A 17,915-nucleotide genomic window follows, 5' to 3' on the forward strand; every position below is an offset into this window, starting at 1 on the left:
GGGCAACCCGTCTGTGCTGGTGGGTGGAGCGCTGGTGGGTGGAGCGCAGGTGAGTGGATATGGTCGTCGGCCCAGAACTCGATGAGCGCGTCGGCCGGAAGATCGTGCAGGAGCGGCGGGTGGCCGATCGGGCTCGGATAGGCGAGCCGCCGTCCGGTGAGCAGCATCCACTGGACGGTCATCGCCGTCGCCATGGCGATCTCCTCGGCCGTGCGCGGGCCGTGGGGCGGGGACTCGCGCGAGGTCGTTCCGGACGCGGGCATCGGCCGGACGGCGGAGGGGGCCCGGGGAACCCTCGCGGCTTCGCCGGAGCGGGCTCCGACCGGACCGGACGACGCGTACATCAGTCGATGACTCCCTGCGTGCGTGGAAACAGGATCAGGCGCGAGTACCTGTAGTCATCATCCGATTACGGGCCGGGGTGTCTTGGTGAGCGGAACGAAGCTGGCCAGAAAAGTCGCATCGTGACCACGCGTGAACACATCGGACCATCCGCGCGGTGGGCGTCCCGGAGTCGGCGGGCCAGCCGACACCTGCCGCCAAACAGGAGTTCCGTCGACTGGCCCGCCGTTTTGGTCAGGTTCGCCCGGTCGATGGACTAACCCATAGGAGAAATATGCCGCGAATGTGTCGTATGACGCAGCGGTTCTCTCCAGTTCGCCCGCCGATTATCGCGTGAAAATCTCACCGGGCGTGGACAGAACGAAAGTGAACGGTTCTCCGGGTGAGGGAACACTGCCGTCCCGGCGATGCCCGGCCTGGTCGGTAGTGGTCAAATCCCGGACGGTGTTCTGTTTTGCACATACGGCGACGAGCCGGGCCGAACGTCCGTACAGTCCGGATCACATAGGTCATGATGCGTATAAGTCGCCGCTCGTTCACCGCCAATCGACGGTGCCGACACGTAAGCCCGAATATTCGCCCGGTCGAAACCTGGACCCACTCTCCGGAAGAGAAGCGAGATGGAAAGCGCTCTCACCTGCGTAGCCATGCCCACCTTCCCGCTTGCCGAGCCGCTGCGGGCCGTCCCGAGACGGCCGGCCGCCGGCCGGAGCGCCGATGCCGGCGGTCGCCGCGTACCCGAGCGGCCGGCGACCTGGCCGCGGCCCCTCTGAGCCCGGTCGATCATGGGACTGACACCCTGGTGTCGCCGCATCTGGCCGGGCCTGCTGAGGAGGCGCCGTGCCCGCACGCGCGAGAAGCTGCTGCGGTTCCTCGACGAGGTCTTTCCCGGCGAGGGCAGCGCCATCGCCAAGGAGAAGCTCAAACTGATCATCCTGGGGGTGCTCCTGCAACACGCCGATCACGAGCGGATCATCGTCTGCGCACGCCGCCGCGGCATCGGCGACGACCGGGCCCGGCAGTTCCTGCGCGGGGAGGTGACCTCCGGGTTCCGCCGCGAGATGCTCGCCGGCCTGCTCGACGGCTGCGGCGCCGACCCGGTCGGCATCGAGGTCGCGCTGGAGTTGTTCGACGAACTCATCCGGGAGGAGCCCATGCCAGACCCGCCGCCCTCCGCGCCGGCGGCGTCTCCGGCCGCGTCTCCAGCCGCGTCTGAGGCCGGCGACGCCGTCGTCACCGGATCCGCATCACAAGATCACGATCATGACGGCTCGTCGGAACCGGCGGCGAGTCCGGGGCCGGCGCTCCACGCCGGGCCCGGCAGCCCCGGACCTGCGGGCCTGAAGCCCGATCCGAGCACGGCCACCACCTTCGCCGAGCTGATGGCGCTGCTCCCGGCGTACCGCGTGTGGACGGGGGAGCGGAGCTACCGCAAGATGGCCGCCGCCATCGACTACCGGTTCGCCCACAACACCCTGTCCAGCCTTCACAACCGCACGACCCGGGCCAAACTCGACCTCTTGCTGGCCTTCGTCGAAGGCTGCGGCGGTGACGCCGCCGACGTCGAGCAATGGAAGCAGGCATGGCAGCGCATCGCGCTCAGCGACGCGACGCGGCGCCACGAAGCGCAGGAGGACGACCTTCCCGTCCTGCCCGAGTGAACGGCGGCGCGCGGCCGGACCGAAGTGGAGCCGGGATCAACGGCGTGGGGGGTCGGAGGAGTCGAGGCTCATGATGGCGGCGTGCAGGGAGGTGCGGACGTCCGGCGATTCGAGACTGACCCCGAGGACCCGCTCGATCGCGGCGAGGCGCTGGTAGAGGCTCTGCCGGGACAGATGGGCGGCGGCGGCCGCCTCGGACTTGTTACCGCCATGGGCGACGTAGGCGCGGAGGGTGGCCAGGAGAGCGGTGCCATGCCGGCTGTCGTGGTCGAGCAGGGGACCCAGGGTGCGTTCGACGAACGCCTGGAGCCGCGGGTCGTCCCCGAGGATGAACAGCAGACCGCGCAACTGGATATCGGGAAGTTCGTAGTACGGCCGGTGATGGGCGTTCTGCGGCGGCGGGGCCGCGTCCGCGATCTGGTGGGCCTCGGCGAACGAGCGCCGGACCTCGTCCAGTTCGCGGGCCGTGGTCCCGGCCGCGACGGTCGCCGGCCGGTCGAGCCGTTCGTGGACGCCGTGGGCGAAGCGGTCCAGGACGCGCGGCCGGTCGGCCGGGTCCGGCAGGGCCAGCAGGGCCCCGATGCGGCGGCCGTCGAGCGCCCCCACCAGGGCGCCCGCGCCGGCGGCGCGGGCCGCGGCGGCGACGGGCTCGGCGGTCTCTCCGGGGCCCGGGTCGGGCTCGACGATCACGGCGACCAGCGCGGACTGGGCGATCGGGACGCCGAGCGCGGCGGTGCGCGCCTCGATGTCCTGCGCGGAGGTGTACCGGCCGTTGATGATCTCCGACAGCGTGGACCGGTGCGCCTGGCGCTCCAGGGTCTCGCGGTTGCGCTCCAGCAGCCGGTTGAGGGTCAGGGCCGTGGCGCCGCGCTCCAGGACCAGCAGCTGGGTCGGCGAGGGCTCGCCGGAGGGCAGCAGGACGAGCCGCCCCCAGGTCTCGCCGCGGGCCTCGACCGTCGTCACCGCCCAGTGCTCGGCTCCGCAGACCGCCGTCCGCGCGTCCGCGCGGGCCATCCGGGAGCGCGCCTCCCAGTTGCGCAGCAGGTCGTCGACCGGCATGTTCCCGGCCGCGTAGCCGACCACGCGGTGCATGAGGTCCTCGAACACCACCGGGCAGCCGGTCATGTCGGCGACCGCGTCCACGATCTCCGCGGGTGAGGCGCCGCGGACGCACAGCGCCGTGAACGTCTCGTGCGCCTGCTCGGACGTGCGCAGGGCGTTGAACTGCTGTTCGACGATGCACGTGTGGATCGCCTCGGTGATCTTGACGTACCGCACCTCGCGGTGCAGGGCCACCAGCGGCAGGTTCCCGCGTTCCATCGCCTGGACGAGCGGCGGCGGCAGGCGGCGGAACCGGCGGCCGAGCTCCACCACCAGGCCCGCCGCGCCCGCGTCGATCAGTTCGGCGGCGTAGCGGCGCAGATCGTCGCCGTCGGGCAGGGCGATGCCGGTGGACAGGATCAGCTCGCCGCCGAGCAGCAGCCCGGCGATGTCGGGGATCTCGCTGACGTGCACCCACCGCACCGGCCGGTCCAGGTGCTCGCGAGCGGCGAGCACCTCGGGCCGTCCCACCCGCAGCGCGGGCAGGTCGAGCACCTCGGCGACGGTCGGCAGGGCCACCCGGACGAGGGGGCCCTCGGCCTCGTCACCCATATGCGTGCTCCTTCCACCGGATGTCTCCGAACAGCCTGCTCAGGACCATTGTCGACGAACAAAGTGTCAGCAGAGAACACGAAGGGTGGGCAGTCTGTTCGTTGTGGCGACGGTCACTCCTGCGCAGACTCCTAAGTCACCCCTCTGATGGACAACCACAGGTCACGGGGTCGTGAAGGGAGGTCCATGGCGGTCACGACGCAGGTCGCCACATCACGAAGGTCGAGCCCGATCCCGCAGGTGCTGCTGCTGTGCGCGGGTGCCGTGCTGCTCAACCTGGCGATGACCGCGGCCGAGGACCACCTGTCCGCGCTCGGGCCGGCGGCGGCCACGCCGAGCGGGCGGGGGGTCGCCCCCTGGCTCGACTGGATACTCAGTGACACCACCGAGGCGCAGTTCTTCACGGCGTGGCCCGCGGGGGCCGGGCTGCTCGCGGCCGCGGCGGTCGCGCACCTGGCGGCGCGCCGCCGGTGGCGGGCCCGGGGATTCGACATCGCCTACGGCACCGGGCTGTGGCCCTGGCTGCTGCTCGCGGCCGGCGGCGGGGCGCGGATCGCGCTGACGGCGGGCGCGCTCGGGACGCTGCTGGCCTTCCTCATCGCCCGCCACCTTCCCTGGATGCCCACCCCACCGCCGGAGCCGCCGTCGGACCGCTGCTGGCGCGGGCCATCGCCGTCCGGCTGCCCGCCGACTTCCACCCGTTCAGAGGGAGCGTCATGTCGATGACCGTCATCAGCGCGCTGGGGATTCCCGCGCTCAAGCTGCTCGACTCGGCGGGTCTCGTATGACCCGGGAGGAGGGGGCGCACCGGCCGCGGGTCGTGCGGGCGCGTCGCGTCGTCACCATGGACGGCCACGCGTCCGAGGCGAGCGAGACCGCCGACGCCTTCGCGACGCTGGGCGAGCGTGTGATCGCGGTGGGCGACGCACCCGACCTGCTCGACCGCTTCTCCGGGGCGGACGTGATCGACCTCGGGCAGGACGTGGTCGTGCCGGGCTTCAACGACGCGCACGCCCACCCGTCGCTGCTGGCCGACGGCGGACTCTACGTCGACCTGGCGCCCACCGTGACCCGCACTGCCGAGGAGGTGCGGCGGGCGCTGGCCGAGCGCGCCGCCCGCACGCCGGACGGCGCCTGGGTCGTCGGGCACAACTTCGACGTGTCCCGCACCGAGGACGGCGGCGCGGTCGACCGTGCCCTGCTCGACCGGGTCTCCGCCCGCCACCCGGTGCTGATCATCCACTACTCCTACCACGGTGCGGTGGCCAACTCCGCCGCCCTCGCCGCCGCCGGCTACGACGAGAACACGCCCGACCCCGTCGGCGGCGAACTGGTGCGCGACGGCGGACGGCTGACCGGCGTGGTCTGGGAGCGCGCCTGGATGGAGGGCTTCCTCGGGCACGGCGCGCGCCCCGCGCTCGTCCCGGCGCCGACGATCGAGGCGCGCGTGGAGTCGCTGCGCCGGGTCGTGGGGCGGCTGAACGCCGCGGGCGTCACCTCGATCTGCGACGCCATGGTCCACCCCGCCGACTGGGAGCTGTACCAGTGCGCCCGCGACCTCGATGCGCTCACCGCCCGCATCGGGATGCTCCTGTGGTACGAGTTCTTCGACGCCGCGCCGCGGCTCGGCCTGCGCACCGGCTTCGGCGACGAGTGGCTGCGTTTCACCGGGGTCAAGATGATGACCGATGGCGCGGTCTCCGGCGGCACCTGCCTGTGCTCGCGCCCCTACCGTGGCGCCCAGGGCGAGCCGACCGGCGGCATCCAGGTCATGCCGGACGAGGAGATCGCCGACGTCGTCCACCGGGTGCACGCCGCCGGCGGCAGGCTGGCCGTGCACGCGAACGGCGACCTGGCCATCGGCAAGGTCCTGGACGCGATGGAGGAGGCCGCCGCCGCGGTGCCCGCGCGTCCCGGGCAGGCGCACCGCATCGAGCACTGCTCGGTGGTGGACGCGCGCCTGGTGGAACGCATCCGCGCACTCGGCGTGGTGCCGGTGCCGTTCGGTGCTTTCGTCCGCTACCACGGGCACAACCTGCTCGACCACTACGGTTCCGAGCGCGCTGCCCGGATCAGCCCGCACCGCACGTTCCGGGACGCGGGGATCACCGTGGCGGGCTCGTCCGACCACCCCTGCGGGCCGCCGGAACCGCTGTTCGCGCTCCAGTCGATGACCACCCGCCGGAGCCTGGACGGTGCCGTGCTGGGCGAGGCGGAGCGGCTGACCCCCTACGAGGCGCTGGAGGTGTACACGGTCGGGTCCGCCGTCGCATCCGGCGAGGAACGGTTCAAGGGGCGCATCGCTCCCGGGTTCCTGGCCGACTTCACGGTGCTGGCCGAGGACCCGCTGCGTGCCGACCCCGAGGGCCTGGCCGAGATCCCCGTCACGAGCACCTGGGTCGGCGGACGCCCCGTCTGGGGCGATCCCGCCTGACGTGATCCCGCCTGACGTGATGGAGCATGACCGACCTCGCGGGCCTCGCGGGTCCTGGAAGGCGCCGTCGCCACCGCCGACGCCTCCGTCGTGGCCGCGTTGCGGCGGGCCGGCGCGGTCATCGTCGCCTCGACGACCCAGGACGAGTTCGCCCTCACCACGCTGGGCCCGGCGCGGAACCCCTTCGACGAGACGCGCACCGCGGGCGGCTCCAGCGGCGGTTCGGCGGCCGCGGTGCGGGCCGGGATGTGCTTCGCGGCGATCGGCACCGACACCGGCGGCAGCGTCCGGATCCCCGCCGCCTGCTGCGCGGTCGTCGGCCTCAAACCGACCTACGGCCTCCTGCCGACGGACGGGATCATCCCGCTCGCCTGGTCGCTGGACCATGCCGGGACGATCGGGCGCACCGTCGCCGATGTCGCCGTGGTGGTGGACGCGCTGCTCAGCGGGGCCGGCCGCCGTCGAGGCCCTGGGACGCCCGCAGGGGGTGTGAGGCCGCGGATCCGGCCCTCACACCCCCTGCCCGGGCCTACCGGGTGTCCGGGCCTATCGGGTGAAGGGTGCGAGCCGGTTCCAGAAGTCGCAGTTGTGCTGCCGGGAAACGTCGAAGTTCATCCGGCTGTCGCCGGCGGACTGCAACGACATCAGATTCTCGTCGTCGGACGAGAACCGGGTCCATCGCGGGGTGCCGTTCACGGTGGGGTCACCGGTGCGGGCGAAACCCGACCATTGCGCGGTGAGCTGCTCCAGGAACGGCTTCTGGTTGGGATTCAGCGTGGTGTGGCCCGGGAAGGTGCCGTGGAACAGGTAGCTGAACTCGCCGACATGGAAGGCGCCGGCCGGCTTCGTCGAGTCGATGAAGGGCAGCGGCGGCGGGTTCGTGTCGTCGAACTGGTAGGCGAAGACCGGAACGTGCTTGGCCAGCCGGCGGTCGTTGAGCAGCGCCGGGCAGACGGAGTTGGCGTCGGCGAGGATGGTCCGTGAGGCGATATAGGCCGCGGGCTCGGGGAAGCGGACCAGCGGGTAGCGCTTGAAGACCTCGGGCGCGTGCGTCCCGTACTGGCGGCGGACCAGTTCCTCGTACGCCGCCGGCGTCTCGGCCGGGAGCGTCTGCGTCTCGTCCCTCGCCACACCGTGGATGACCGAGACCTTGTTGAACTTGCCGGTGGCGAACGCCTCGCCCGGCGACATGGTCAGGGTCTTACCGTCGACGATGGGCGCGATCGTGCCGTTGTCCGGCCCGAGCCCGTTGCCCGCCTTGTCCAGCAGGGTCTGCACCGGCACGTTGCGCAGGCAGGCGGCGACGTCCGCCGACCCGGCGCACCCGACCGCCGCGGCGAAGCGGGCTCCCGCGCGTTGCGCCTCGGACTGCGAGGGCAGTGTGGTCGCGCAGTCCTGCGCCTGCCATGTCGTGTTGACGCCGCGCAGCGAGCTGTACTCGCCGCTCTCGATGATCCCCTTCTGGAACAGCCCGCGTGCGGTGGGGGACGCCATATTGGCGCACACGCTGGACCCCCCGGCGGACGGGCCGAAGATGGTGACGTTACGTGGGTCGCCGCCGAACCGGGCGATGTTGCGCTGGACCCAGCCGAGCGCGGCCTGCTGGTCCTGGAGCCCGTAGTTTCCGGCGTTCACGCCGAGGGACTCGTGGGACAGGAAGCCCACGATGCCCAGCCGGTATCCGACCTCCACGTGGATGACCTGTCCGGCCTTGGCGAGACGGGTGCCGTCGGAGGCCGTCCCGAGCCGGAACCCGCCGCCGTGCAGCTGCACCATGACCGGCAGCGTCTTGCCCCCGGCGCCGGCGGGTACGCGGACGTTCACCTTCAGACAGTCCTCGTTGGTGGAGCCGGGCCTGAAGTCGCCCGGCTGCGGGCAGGCGCTGCCCGGCTCGGTCGCCTGGAGCGGCGAGGTCCAGCCGGGATGCCGTGCCGGCGGCTTCCACCGCAGGCCCGCGACCGGCGGGGCGGCGTACGGGATCCCCAGCCAGTTCGTGATGTTGTCGCCGGTGGTCCCGCAGACCGGCCCGCTGTCGGTCTGCACGAGGGTGCCGTCCGAGCATGCCGGCGCGGCGGCCGTGGGCGCCGCCGTCGCCGCGCGCGCCGCCGTCATTCCGGTGGCGGCGACGGCGATGGACAAAATCAACTTCAGGGCGGTACTGGACCTCATCGTGGTCCTCCGGGTCGACACCATGTGGATATGTCTGGCTGCCCCGATCATTGCATTACCGCCAGGACGGTTGAAATATTGAATGAATAATTTGCGCGCGTATGTTTCCGTGTCAACCTCTGGGCGGCCGGAATGGCCCCGTGCACAGCGCCGATACAGGTATACAGTAAGGCGCGTCCCGACTACTCACTGGCATGGCGACGGTGCGAACCGGTAGGCATCAGAGGGTTCGCCTGTGCGTTTAGGGAGCGCCGGTCATTACGCGCCCGTCCGCTTCCTCTACCCATTAACTTCGCAGTCTAATTGTGCGAGCGCGCACGCCGCCGGTCCCCGCCCCCGGATTCGGGCCGTCCCGGTGGCGGGCTGTTGACGATCTTTGTCGGTTGCTACCTGGTGGAGGACCGCGGCGTGTCGCATCATCAGGTGGGTGTCCGGGACGGCTCTGGCCGGGGGAGTCGCGTACGCGGCACGCGGGACCGATGTCGGGTCGTCGAAGCGGAGGAGACCGTCCATGCCGAGCGTGCGCGAGAGCAGCGAGGTCGTCGTCATCGGAGCGGGCCCGGCCGGGCTGACCTTGGCCAACCTGCTGCGGCGCGCCGGAGTGCAGTGCGTGGTCCTGGAGCGGCAGAGCCGATCGTACGTGCAACGGCGGCAGCGCGCCGGTGTGCTCGACCACGCCGGGACGCGCATCTTCGAGGAGGCGGGGCTCGCCGAAGTCCTGGCCGGCATGCCCGGTGACAGCACCCTGGAGATCCGCGTGGACGGACGGCCGCGCTTTCTCGACGTTCCCGCGCTGTCGGACGGCCGGACGGGCCGGATCGTCCCGCAGCAGGTGCTGGTCGGACGTCTCATCGCCACGTTCCTGGAGGGCGGGGGAGACCTGCGCTTCGACGCCGCGGAGGTGACCCCGCACGACCTCGACGGCGATGAGCCGAGGGTCACCTACCGGGACGCGGACGGGGCCGTCCACGAGATCGCCTGCGCGTACGTCGCGGGATGCGACGGCCACCACGGAGTCAGCCGCGCCTCGGTGTCCGCCGACGCCCTGACCACCTACTCCTACGACCACGGGATCGGCTGGTTGACCGTCCTCGCGGACGTCCCGCCGCCCCGCAACCCGCTCTTCGCGATCACCTCGCACGGGTTCGCGGCGCAGTTCCCGCGCGGTCCGAAGGCCAGCCGCTTCTACCTCGAATGCGCGCCGGACGACACGTTGGACGACTGGAGCGACGAGCGGATCTGGGCCCAGTTGCGGCTCCGCCTCGGCGACGAGGACCTGCCCGCCGGCCCGATCACCGAGAAGGCCATCGTGGAGATGCGCAGCTTCGTCGTCGACCCGATGCGGTACGGCAGGCTCCTGCTGGCCGGCGACGCCGCGCACATCGTCACCCCGATGGGGGGCAAGGGGATGAACCTCGCGATCGGGGACGCGGACGTGCTCGCCCGGGCGCTGCGCGCGACCCTACGCGACGGCGACGGCGAGCCGCTCGACGCCTACTCCGCGACCTGCCTCGAACGGGTGTGGAACTACCAGGAGTACTCCTGCTGGATGACGGAGATGGTCCACGAGGCGGGGGACGCCACGCTGGCCGGTACGTTCCGCCGCGGGCTCGCGCGGGCCCGTCTGGACCGGCTGTTCACCTCCGAACCCGCGGCCCGTGCGTTCGCCGACCTGATGGCGGGCGGCTGAACCCGCGGGAGGTCCGGCAACCGTCGACGATCCCGGCCCGCACGGCCCGCACGGCCCGCATCCCCCGCACGGCAGGTCAGGCCGACCTGGCCTGGCAGGGCGGGGAGAGCAGCGAGGCCGCGGACAGGCAGGGGATGAACCCCGCCTGTTCCAGCAGCCTCCTCGCCGAATCGCCGACCACATAGGTGAGGAACGCCGCGGCCGGGCTGTGGTTCGGGGGCAGCCCGTAGGTGTAGAAGATCTCGGGAGCGACGAACGGGTAGCGGTTCTCCACCGAGGAGATTCCCGCCCTCCTCCCGTCGAGCGTGAGGATGCGCAGGTTCGGATAGCGTCGGAGGTTCGTCGCGGCGTGCAGTTCGGCGTAGCCGATCGCACCGGGGGTCTGGTCGACCGTGCCGAGCACCTGCGCCTGGCTGCTGCGCTCGCAGCGGACGATGCGGGCGGCGGCGCGGATCGCGTCCTTGCGCTGGCAGTCCCGCGACGACAGCTCCGGCTCGGGCTCGTTGAGCACCTGCTCCTCGAAGATCGTCCGGGTGCCCGAGCCCTCGGTCCGGCTGACCATCCGGATCGGCACGTCGGCGCCGCCCCGGAACTGGTTCCAGTTCGTGGGCGCTCCCTTCTGGGAGTAGATGGTGCGCAGTTGCTGGACGGTCAGCCCGGTGAGCTTCGTGTCCTTGTGGACGACGACGGCGAACGCCGTCAGCGCGATCGGGAAACCCCGGAAACCCCGGAGCCTGATCTCGTCCGAGTCGGCCGCGAGGTGGCCGTCGTGCATCGCGATCGTCGAGGCCGCGTTACCGAGGGTGAGAGCCCGGACCCCCTCGTTGGAGCCGATGGGCAGCACCTCGATGGTCGCGCCCTTGCAGCGGGACTCATAGCCCCGCCGGATGGCGTTGGCCGTCCGCTCGAACGCGGTGGAGCCGATGAGGCGGAGCCTGCCGTGGAAGCACGAGGGGTCGCCCGCCGAGGCGCCGTCACCGCCGGCGACCCTGCCCACTCCGACGCCGCCGGCGAACAGCAGCACGGCGATCGCCGCCGCCGTCCCCCGCCGGCCGCGCGGTTTCCACTGTTTCCCCGTTGGCGGAGCGGCCGCGGGCATCGGCGGTTCCGCGGGCTCCCGGCTCTCGGCCGCCGCCAGGCGCTCGCGCAGATCCTCCACCTCGGCCGCGGAGTCGGCGAGCCGCAGCCGCAGCTTGGCCGCCTCGGCGCGGGCCTGGGCCAGGTCGTCGGGCGGGGCGACGTGCCGGAGCCGCTCGTACGCCTCGACCCAACGCGTGACCTCAGCCTCGGGCAGCCCGCAGGCCACCGCGAAGTAGCCGACTCTGACGCGCTCCCGGTCACTGGTCGTCCGCCAGCGGTCCTTCTGGAGCATCGCGCTGATCGTGGCGTCGGGCAGCGTGCCCCACGAACGCCTCTCGATCTCCGACTGCCGGGGCGAGCCCGCCCAGCCCTTCAGCTTGGCCAGCAGGCGGTAGAAGTCCCGGATATCGGCCGCCGCCGACGGGTCGGGGAGTTCGCGCTCGGCCGCGAACCCCGGCAGGGTCCATGGTTCGAACGTCACGGGATGGCGCGAGGTCAGCCGCCGCCACGGCACCTTCGCCTGGTAGGTCTCGACTATCTTCGTGGGCTTGCCGTTCCTGTTCCGCTCGAACGCCGCGCACAGGTCGCCGCCCCGCTCGTCCCACAGCGCCTGCTCGGCCGCCACCCACCGCTCGCGCACCGCCGCCGACTCGCCGCCGCCGACACCCGCCGCGGCCAGGCACGCGCTGACGACCTCCCAGGACAGCAGTTCCCCGTCCCCGGCCAGTAACGCCCGGACGGTCACCTCCCGCAAGCCCGTGCGCTTCGCCAGCACGGCCGGCTCGTCCCCGCCCAGATGAACGGCCAGCTCACGGGTGAATTCCGCCATCCGGCCGAGATAGGAGTTCAACGCCCGCTCCGTCCGTCTCCCGTATCCCCCCGTCCGGGCGCCTACCCTGGGGGGACGATCCAGCATGGGGGCGGAACCGGTGCGACCTCCGCGAGTTGGTCGAAAGTTCGTGTTCTAGTGCCCATCTGTACGATCGGCCGTCCCGTCCAGGACGCTTCCAGGAACGCCCCGAACCTTCCTGGAAGGCACCAGGAAGCGCCGGAGGCGACCAGGACACCCGCCGACCGATCACGCGAGCCGGGATTCCACCACGCTGGGGACCATGAGCCGAGGACGCAGCCGCCGCTCCGTTTCTTACGCTGACCTTGCGATCGACCGATTCCGAAATTGGCCGCTGAAGGCATGCCGGGCAGCCTGCCCGCCCGGCCGTGCCCTGGCCCTACCCGGCCTACAGATCGTCCACTTCCATCAGGGCGACGTGGCCGAAGTATTCCTCACGCAGGACGTCATCTGCCGTCTCACCGCGACCCTCAGCACGTCCGGCCGTATCGAATTCTTCCCCGACATCGGCTGGGTCCAGGTCTACCTGGACACCGATGGCGACCTCTTCCTGCTGCAATCCTTGGTCAGCCTGGCCATTCAGGCGAACGACCCCGTCAACTGGCCGTCCCGCCGTCCGACGGCGGACTGCCCGCACGCGACCCCGAATCCCGGACGGGCCTCGGGAGCGCCCGGCCCGGACCATCCCGCACGTCCGCTGATCGCCACCATCGCACAGCAGACCGCCGCCAGAGCCGCCTTCCTCCTCGGTCGCTGACCCGCTCGTCGCCGTTCTCACGTCGCGGCGACGAAACCGCCACGGGACTACTGATCGGCAGTGATCGCTGCTAGTTGTTGAAGGGCGTGGTTTCCTGGCGAGGACGAGGACGAAGCGATGGCGGCAGGCGGTTCGGCAGGGGAGCGGGGACGGCAGGCCCGCGAGAAGGCGCTCGAACTGGCACGCCGCTCACGCGAGGCGTACCGGCTGGCCGGACGGTTCGAAGCGGGCTCGGAGGCGGAACGACTGGTCGCGGCCACGCTCATCGGCCTGACTGCGGTCGGCTGGCACCTACTCGTGGATCGCCGGTGGCCCGGCACGCGTGCGAACATCGACATGATCCTCATCGGGCCCGGCGGCGTCTTCGTCATCGACGTCAAACGCTGGCGTGACCCGCCGCTCGTCGAGGACGGCCACCTGACGGCCGCGGGAGAACGCCGCGACGGGGAGGTCGACAAGCTGCTGGCGATGACACGGTCGGCGGACGAGAAGGCCGCCGCGCTGGGCATGTCGCCGGTCGCGCTGCGCCCGCTCATGGTGTTCGCCGGGCACCGTCTCGACACATGCCTCGGCAGGATCCGCCTGCTCGGCCACCCCGATCTCGTCCAAGCGCTGGTCGCCGAACCGAAGCGGCTGACCCCGGCCCTGGTGCGGGCCGTCACCACACATCTGGCCGACGCGTTCCCGGCCTACGAGTCCACCGCGCTCGACGGCCGCGACACCGGTGCCCCGAGACCGGAAGAGGAGCCGGTGGGGGGAGAGGAGGACGCACTCTTCCCCACCGAGGACGTCGAGAAAGCGGCTCTGGATTCACTGATGCACGCGCCCATCGAACGGTGGATGACGTTCCTGCATCCCGACCAGGTCTCCATCGCACGCCGTGACTGGAACGGGCCGGCGCGCATCAGCGGTCCCGCCGGAACCGGGAAGACCGTCGTCGGACTGCACCGCGCGGCGCACCTGGCCGCGCGGGCCTCCGGCCGGATCCTCTATGTCACCTTCGTCAACAACCTGCCGCGCGTGCAGAAGCAGCTCTTCGGCACGATGGCCGCCACCTTCGCCGACCGCGTGGAATTCTCCAGCCTGCACGGCTGGGCGACGGCGTTCCTGGCCGACCGCGGCGTCGACGTCCAGTTGAGCGCGACACGCGCCGACGACGCCTTCTCCCGTGCGTGGATGACCGCCGGCCGCGACAGCGCGCTCGTCGAGATCGATCCCCGACCGGGCTACTGGCGCGAAGAGATCGACCACGTCATCAAGGGCCGCGGCCTCACCTCACTGGAGGAATACCGCACCGTTCCCCGCCATGGCCGCCGGACGGCGCTTCAGGCGGCACACCGCGAGGCCGCCTGGCTGCTCTACGAGGAATACGAACTGCTCCGCACCGAACGCGGCGTCGGAGACTTCAATGACGTCCTCCTGGCGGCACTGAAGGAACTGGGTGAGCGACCCGCCGACCCGCCCTATGCGGCCGTGATCGTGGACGAGGTCCAGGACCTCACGCTCACCGGCGTCAAACTGCTGCACGCCCTGGCGGGGGACGGCCCGAACGGGCTCCTGCTCATCGGCGACGGACAGCAGGCGGTGTATCCCGGCGGTTTCCGGCTCGCCGACGCCGGAATCGCCGTCAAGGGCCGGGGAGCCGTGCTGCGCACCAATTACCGGAATGCCGCGCGGATTCTGGAGACGGCGATGGAGCTCGTTTCCGGCGACCCTTTCGAGGATCTGGACGGGCCCAGCCCGAACGGCCGCCGTACCATCGACCTCACCTATCACGAGGGACGGATCCTCCGGGTCGACGCCGCGAACGACGAGGAGCACGACCGCCGGCTCGTCGAGGCGCTCAGAACACTGCCGGAGAACGGTTCCACCGCGTGGGCCGACTCGGTGGTCCTGTGCCGCTCACGCCGGGAGACCGAGCAGTATCACCGGCTCCTCACCCGCGCCGGCATCCCCGTCCTCCGGTTGGAGAACTACGACGGCCGGCCGGTCGACGCGGTCAAGCTCGGAACCTATCGCCGCGCCAAGGGGCTGGAGTTCAAGCACGTCTTCCTGCCCCACCACGACCTCGACCTCTCCGACAGCGCACTGTCGGACGCCGCCGATCGCGAACGCAAAGAACTGGCGCGCCGGCAATTGTTCGTCGCCATGACCCGCGCCCGGGACCTGCTCTGGCTCGGCTCCGCTCCTTTACGGCGCGAAGCTATAGTGCTCCGCTGAGGGGACGCGAGCCGGGGGCAGCGGTTCACGGGACCCGTGAGCGAAAGGCAGGACCGCAGATGTCGGACGCCCCGCAGGGAACACGCCCCGATCCGCAGAACCCGCTCGACCAGATCGACCTGCAGACCGACCGGCCGCACTCGGCGCGGGTGTACGACTACATCATGGGCGGCAAGGACAACTATCTCGCCGACCGGGAAACGGCGGCGACGGTACTGGCGGACTGGCCGGGACTGCGCACCTCGATGCTCGCGAACCGGGCGTGCATGCACCGGATGGCCCGTTACCTCACGAGCCTCGGGATACGGCAGTTCATCGATGTCGGAACCGGTATTCCGTCCTCACCGAACCTGCATGAGGTCGTCCAGCGGACGGCGCCCGACGCCCGGGTGATCTATGTCGACAACGACCCGATCGTCCTCGCGCACGCGCGTGCGCTGCTGACCAGCACCCCCGAGGGACGCACCGCCTACATCCAGGCCGACATGCGCTCCCCGGAGTCGCTTCTCGGCGACCCCGTGCTCGACGACGTCCTCGACCTTTCCCGGCCGGTGGCGGTGACCCTGATCGCGGTGCTCCAGTTCGTCGAGGACGCCCAGAGTCTCATGGAAGCGATCGTCGAACCCCTCGCGTCCGGCAGCTACCTCGCCATCACGATTCCCACCGGTGACCTCGCCCCCGAGTCGCGTCGCCTGGCCAATGAGTACACCCGCCGCGGCATTCCCATGTATCTTCGCGATCGCGCCGAGGTCGAGCGACTCCTCACCGGGCTGGAAGTCCTCGACCCGGGCGTCGTGCCGATGCCGCGCTGGCACCCCGCACCGGGCGACGAGCCCCTCGCCGACACCGCTACGAACATGTATGCCGCCGCCGCCCGCAAGCCGTAGCGTCATTTATATATTCTGAGTCATGTGACTGAAGAACGCCCGGCAGATGATAAGGGTGAGGCGGGCCCACCGATCTCTGCGGTCCAATTCTCGGTGACCGGCCCGACGATTATCACGGACGCCACCGTGATCATGGACGGGCCCTATGATCTGGAAGTCCTGACGGCCGCGGCGCAGTTCGTGTGCCGCGCGCATGAGGCGACGCGCACCACGGTGGATCTCGATGTGGACCGGCAGTCGATCCGGCCGTACTGCCCGTCTTCCGGGTGTCGGCCGTGGTGGAGTCGCCGCAGCGGCTGGCCGTCCATGTGGCGCTGCCCCATGCGGTCGCGGACTTCGCGTCCATCGGGATCGTCACCAGAGATCTGCTCACCGCCTATGCGGCGCTGGTCAAGGGCGAGCGGCCGGTCCTGCCGGAGGCTCGCCAGTTCGCCGACCACCTCAGGCAGCGCCGGTCCGTCTGCGACGACGAGCGTACGTGGCGGGAGGGCGGGCCCGGCGCGCGTGCGGCGGCCTTCTGGGCGCGGAAGCTGCACGGCGTCGAACCGTCGCCGTTCGAACGGCCGCCACGGGGCGGCACGTCCGGCGAGCGGATGGTCTTCGTGCGCGGGCAGGTCGACGGTGAGACCCGCCGTCTGCTTGAGGAGATCTGCGCGCAGCAGCGCTGTTCCCTCTTCCACGCGACGCTCGCCGCGTTCGAGGAAACGGTCGCCGGCCTGACCGGAGAACCCGACGTGACCACGATGTGCATCGTGCACGGGCGGGGTGGCGGCGAATTTCAGGACACGGTGGGTCTGCTGATCTCCGACATCGTTTTCCGCCGGCACGTCGGTGCGCCGAGCCGGCGGGCGGCGCTGTCCGCGGTCGCGACCGACGCGTGGGTCACGCACATGCATCAGGACATCAGGGTCTCGGAATTGTCGGCGCGCGAAGACGAGGTGAAGCGCATTTACCGGGAACGGCATTTCCGGGCCATGTACTTGCAGTTTCGGCCGCAGCAGATCGGGGCCGGGATGGAGAACACCGTCGACGGGGTGCGGCTCTCGTTCCCGAGTGTGGGGGCGGACGTCATCCGGCTGCCGGGCAGGGCCGGCTTCGCCCCGCACACCCACCCGGGCCACCACGTCCTCGCGGTCCTCGCGGGCATCGGGACGATCACCTACGGGGGACAGGTTCACCGGACCGAAGCGGGCCAGATCTACCTCGTCGAGGGTGAGGTCCCGCACGCGGTCGGGGCCATCAGCGATCACCTCATCCTCGCCGTCGGTGCACCGCACAAGCCGGTCGACTCGGCCGAGCGCATGGACCTCGTCCCCTATACGGAGGTGCTCGTCCCGGACGGCGATCTGGATTGCCTGATCTGCGAGGTGTCGGCCAGGCTTCCGGGCCGGCTGCACTCACGATGATCGCCCGGAACTCCAGATAGGCGGCGAGTGAATCGGCCCCCCGCAGGGCAGCACGTCCTGGAGGGCCTCACCGCGCCACAGGGCGGTGGCTCGCTCCAGATGCTGGACGACCCGCGGATCGTCCCCCTCCTGTGCGGCCCGGGAGCCGGCCTGGACCAGCGCTTCGAAGAGCAGAACGTCCACGAGTTCGACCGGCACGATCAGCCGATAGCCGCGCGGAACGGTCTCGATCATGGCTCCGGCCTCGCAGACCAGCGGACGGAGCACGGAAATGTAGGTCTTGACGTTCCCCTTAGCGGAGGACGGGGGATCGCCCGGCCACATGCCGTCCACAAGCTGGTCCGTCGAGACCGCGTGGTTCGCCCGGAGCAGCAACAGGGCGAGGAGCTGCCGGTGTTTCACGCGGTTCACCCTGATGCGACGACCGTCGATGTCTTGGACTTCCAATCCCCCTAGAAGGAAGAACCTCATCGTGAGCCCGTCCTTGATCAACTTTTTTCGAGGCCGCTGCCGAGCTGGTCACTCCGCATATGGCTGCGTTTCTTGGGTCGGCGGGCGCCCGCTTCGACGCCGACCGGGAGCTTGCCGCCGGCCTGTGCGGTACTCGCGCGATGGTCCGCGCCGGCGACACAATCATTATGCAGGCATTCACCAGCCCCCCGAGCTGAGCGGACAGTCGCTTGCGTCCTTGCCTTTCCTTCTGCTTTCGCGCGACGTCGGAACGATCATTCACCCCGATATTCATCCCACTCGTCTACGCGGTTTG

13 protein-coding genes and 1 pseudogene are annotated in these 17,915 nt (G+C 70.7%); 10 read left to right on the forward strand and 4 right to left on the reverse strand.

Annotated elements, in window-relative coordinates; translation table 11 throughout:
- The first annotated feature begins 156 nt into the window (after positions 1 to 156).
- Both AMA02S_RS28045 and AMA02S_RS28050 read left to right on the forward strand, forming a co-directional pair.
- Positions 157 to 354, forward strand: a complete 198-nt coding sequence (locus tag AMA02S_RS28045; protein WP_067463662.1) for a hypothetical protein — start codon at positions 157 to 159, stop codon at positions 352 to 354.
- Between the two features lie 773 nt (positions 355 to 1,127).
- Positions 1,128 to 2,003 (forward strand): hypothetical protein, encoded by an 876-nt coding sequence (locus AMA02S_RS28050; RefSeq protein ID WP_067463665.1) that lies wholly within the window; start codon positions 1,128 to 1,130, stop codon positions 2,001 to 2,003.
- Between the two features lie 36 nt (positions 2,004 to 2,039).
- Here the strand turns inward: AMA02S_RS28050 and AMA02S_RS28055 are convergent, their stop codons facing one another.
- Positions 2,040 to 3,656, reverse strand: a complete 1,617-nt coding sequence (locus tag AMA02S_RS28055) for a PucR family transcriptional regulator (RefSeq protein ID WP_067463668.1) — start codon at positions 3,654 to 3,656, stop codon at positions 2,040 to 2,042.
- A 186-nt stretch (positions 3,657 to 3,842) separates the two neighbouring features.
- Between AMA02S_RS28055 and AMA02S_RS28060 the strand changes: the two genes are divergently transcribed.
- The 3 genes and pseudogenes from AMA02S_RS28060 to AMA02S_RS40720 form a co-directional block, all read left to right on the forward strand.
- A complete protein-coding gene (locus AMA02S_RS28060; RefSeq protein ID WP_067463672.1) occupies positions 3,843 to 4,382 on the forward strand; it encodes a hypothetical protein in 540 nt (179 codons plus the stop codon).
- Positions 4,383 to 4,440: 58 nt separating this feature from the next.
- Positions 4,441 to 6,090, forward strand: coding sequence for an amidohydrolase (locus AMA02S_RS28065; RefSeq protein ID WP_067463675.1), 1,650 nt, complete (start codon positions 4,441 to 4,443; stop codon positions 6,088 to 6,090).
- Positions 6,091 to 6,132: 42 nt separating this feature from the next.
- A pseudogene (locus tag AMA02S_RS40720) lies at positions 6,133 to 6,522 on the forward strand (amidase family protein); the annotation flags it as partial.
- A gap of 114 nt (positions 6,523 to 6,636) precedes the next feature.
- On the opposite strand, the gene AMA02S_RS28070 reads toward AMA02S_RS40720, so the two are convergent.
- On the reverse strand, positions 6,637 to 8,259 hold the full coding sequence (locus AMA02S_RS28070) for a carboxylesterase/lipase family protein (RefSeq protein ID WP_067464489.1): 1,623 nt from the start codon (positions 8,257 to 8,259) through the stop codon (positions 6,637 to 6,639).
- Between the two features lie 511 nt (positions 8,260 to 8,770).
- Between AMA02S_RS28070 and AMA02S_RS28075 the strand changes: the two genes are divergently transcribed.
- On the forward strand, positions 8,771 to 9,949 hold the full coding sequence (locus tag AMA02S_RS28075) for a 4-hydroxybenzoate 3-monooxygenase (protein ID WP_067463679.1): 1,179 nt from the start codon (positions 8,771 to 8,773) through the stop codon (positions 9,947 to 9,949).
- 76 nt (positions 9,950 to 10,025) lie between these two features.
- On the opposite strand, the gene AMA02S_RS28080 is transcribed toward AMA02S_RS28075, so the two are convergent.
- Positions 10,026 to 11,879 (reverse strand): substrate-binding domain-containing protein, encoded by a 1,854-nt coding sequence (locus tag AMA02S_RS28080; protein ID WP_067463682.1) that lies wholly within the window; start codon positions 11,877 to 11,879, stop codon positions 10,026 to 10,028.
- A 262-nt stretch (positions 11,880 to 12,141) separates the two neighbouring features.
- Between AMA02S_RS28080 and AMA02S_RS28085 the strand changes: the two genes are divergently transcribed.
- The 4 genes from AMA02S_RS28085 (at position 12,142) to AMA02S_RS28100 (ending at position 17,149) form a co-directional block, all read left to right on the forward strand.
- Positions 12,142 to 12,636 (forward strand): luciferase domain-containing protein, encoded by a 495-nt coding sequence (locus AMA02S_RS28085; RefSeq protein ID WP_169806903.1) that lies wholly within the window; start codon positions 12,142 to 12,144, stop codon positions 12,634 to 12,636.
- Positions 12,637 to 12,753: 117 nt separating this feature from the next.
- Complete coding sequence (locus AMA02S_RS28090) at positions 12,754 to 14,856, forward strand: nuclease-related domain-containing DEAD/DEAH box helicase (RefSeq protein ID WP_067463688.1); 2,103 nt, start codon at positions 12,754 to 12,756, stop codon at positions 14,854 to 14,856.
- Between the two features lie 59 nt (positions 14,857 to 14,915).
- Positions 14,916 to 15,743 carry an SAM-dependent methyltransferase gene (locus tag AMA02S_RS28095; protein ID WP_067463691.1) on the forward strand — a complete coding sequence of 276 codons (828 nt, stop codon included), beginning with the start codon at positions 14,916 to 14,918 and terminating at the stop codon, positions 15,741 to 15,743.
- A 266-nt stretch (positions 15,744 to 16,009) separates the two neighbouring features.
- Positions 16,010 to 17,149, forward strand: a complete 1,140-nt coding sequence (locus AMA02S_RS28100; protein ID WP_067463694.1) for a condensation domain-containing protein — start codon at positions 16,010 to 16,012, stop codon at positions 17,147 to 17,149.
- Here AMA02S_RS28100 and AMA02S_RS28105 read toward each other — a convergent pair.
- Positions 17,141 to 17,551: an AfsR/SARP family transcriptional regulator gene (locus AMA02S_RS28105; protein ID WP_169806904.1), complete on the reverse strand. Its 411-nt coding sequence runs from the start codon at positions 17,549 to 17,551 to the stop codon at positions 17,141 to 17,143. The genes AMA02S_RS28100 and AMA02S_RS28105 overlap by 9 nt on opposite strands.
- Between the last annotated feature and the right edge of the window lie 364 nt (positions 17,552 to 17,915).

Origin of the sequence: Actinomadura macra NBRC 14102, assembly GCF_001552215.1 — a bacterium.
Classification (GTDB): Bacteria; Actinomycetota; Actinomycetes; order Streptosporangiales; family Streptosporangiaceae; genus Spirillospora; species Spirillospora macra.

What these genes read in the sequence shown, in the direction of transcription:
- AMA02S_RS28075 (WP_067463679.1), top strand. Translation starts at nt 8,771, where the DNA reads ATGCCGAGCGTGCGCGAGAGCAGCGAGGTCGTCGTCATCGGAGCGGGC.
- AMA02S_RS28090 (WP_067463688.1), top strand. Translation starts at nt 12,754, where the DNA reads ATGGCGGCAGGCGGTTCGGCAGGGGAGCGGGGACGGCAGGCCCGCGAG.
- AMA02S_RS28060 (WP_067463672.1), top strand. Translation starts at nt 3,843, where the DNA reads ATGGCGGTCACGACGCAGGTCGCCACATCACGAAGGTCGAGCCCGATC.
- AMA02S_RS28095 (WP_067463691.1), top strand. Translation starts at nt 14,916, where the DNA reads ATGTCGGACGCCCCGCAGGGAACACGCCCCGATCCGCAGAACCCGCTC.
- AMA02S_RS28050 (WP_067463665.1), top strand. Translation starts at nt 1,128, where the DNA reads ATGGGACTGACACCCTGGTGTCGCCGCATCTGGCCGGGCCTGCTGAGG.
- AMA02S_RS28055 (WP_067463668.1), bottom strand. Translation starts at nt 3,656, where the DNA reads ATGGGTGACGAGGCCGAGGGCCCCCTCGTCCGGGTGGCCCTGCCGACC.
- AMA02S_RS28070 (WP_067464489.1), bottom strand. Translation starts at nt 8,259, where the DNA reads ATGAGGTCCAGTACCGCCCTGAAGTTGATTTTGTCCATCGCCGTCGCC.
- AMA02S_RS28085 (WP_169806903.1), top strand. Translation starts at nt 12,142, where the DNA reads ATGAGCCGAGGACGCAGCCGCCGCTCCGTTTCTTACGCTGACCTTGCG.
- AMA02S_RS28065 (WP_067463675.1), top strand. Translation starts at nt 4,441, where the DNA reads ATGACCCGGGAGGAGGGGGCGCACCGGCCGCGGGTCGTGCGGGCGCGT.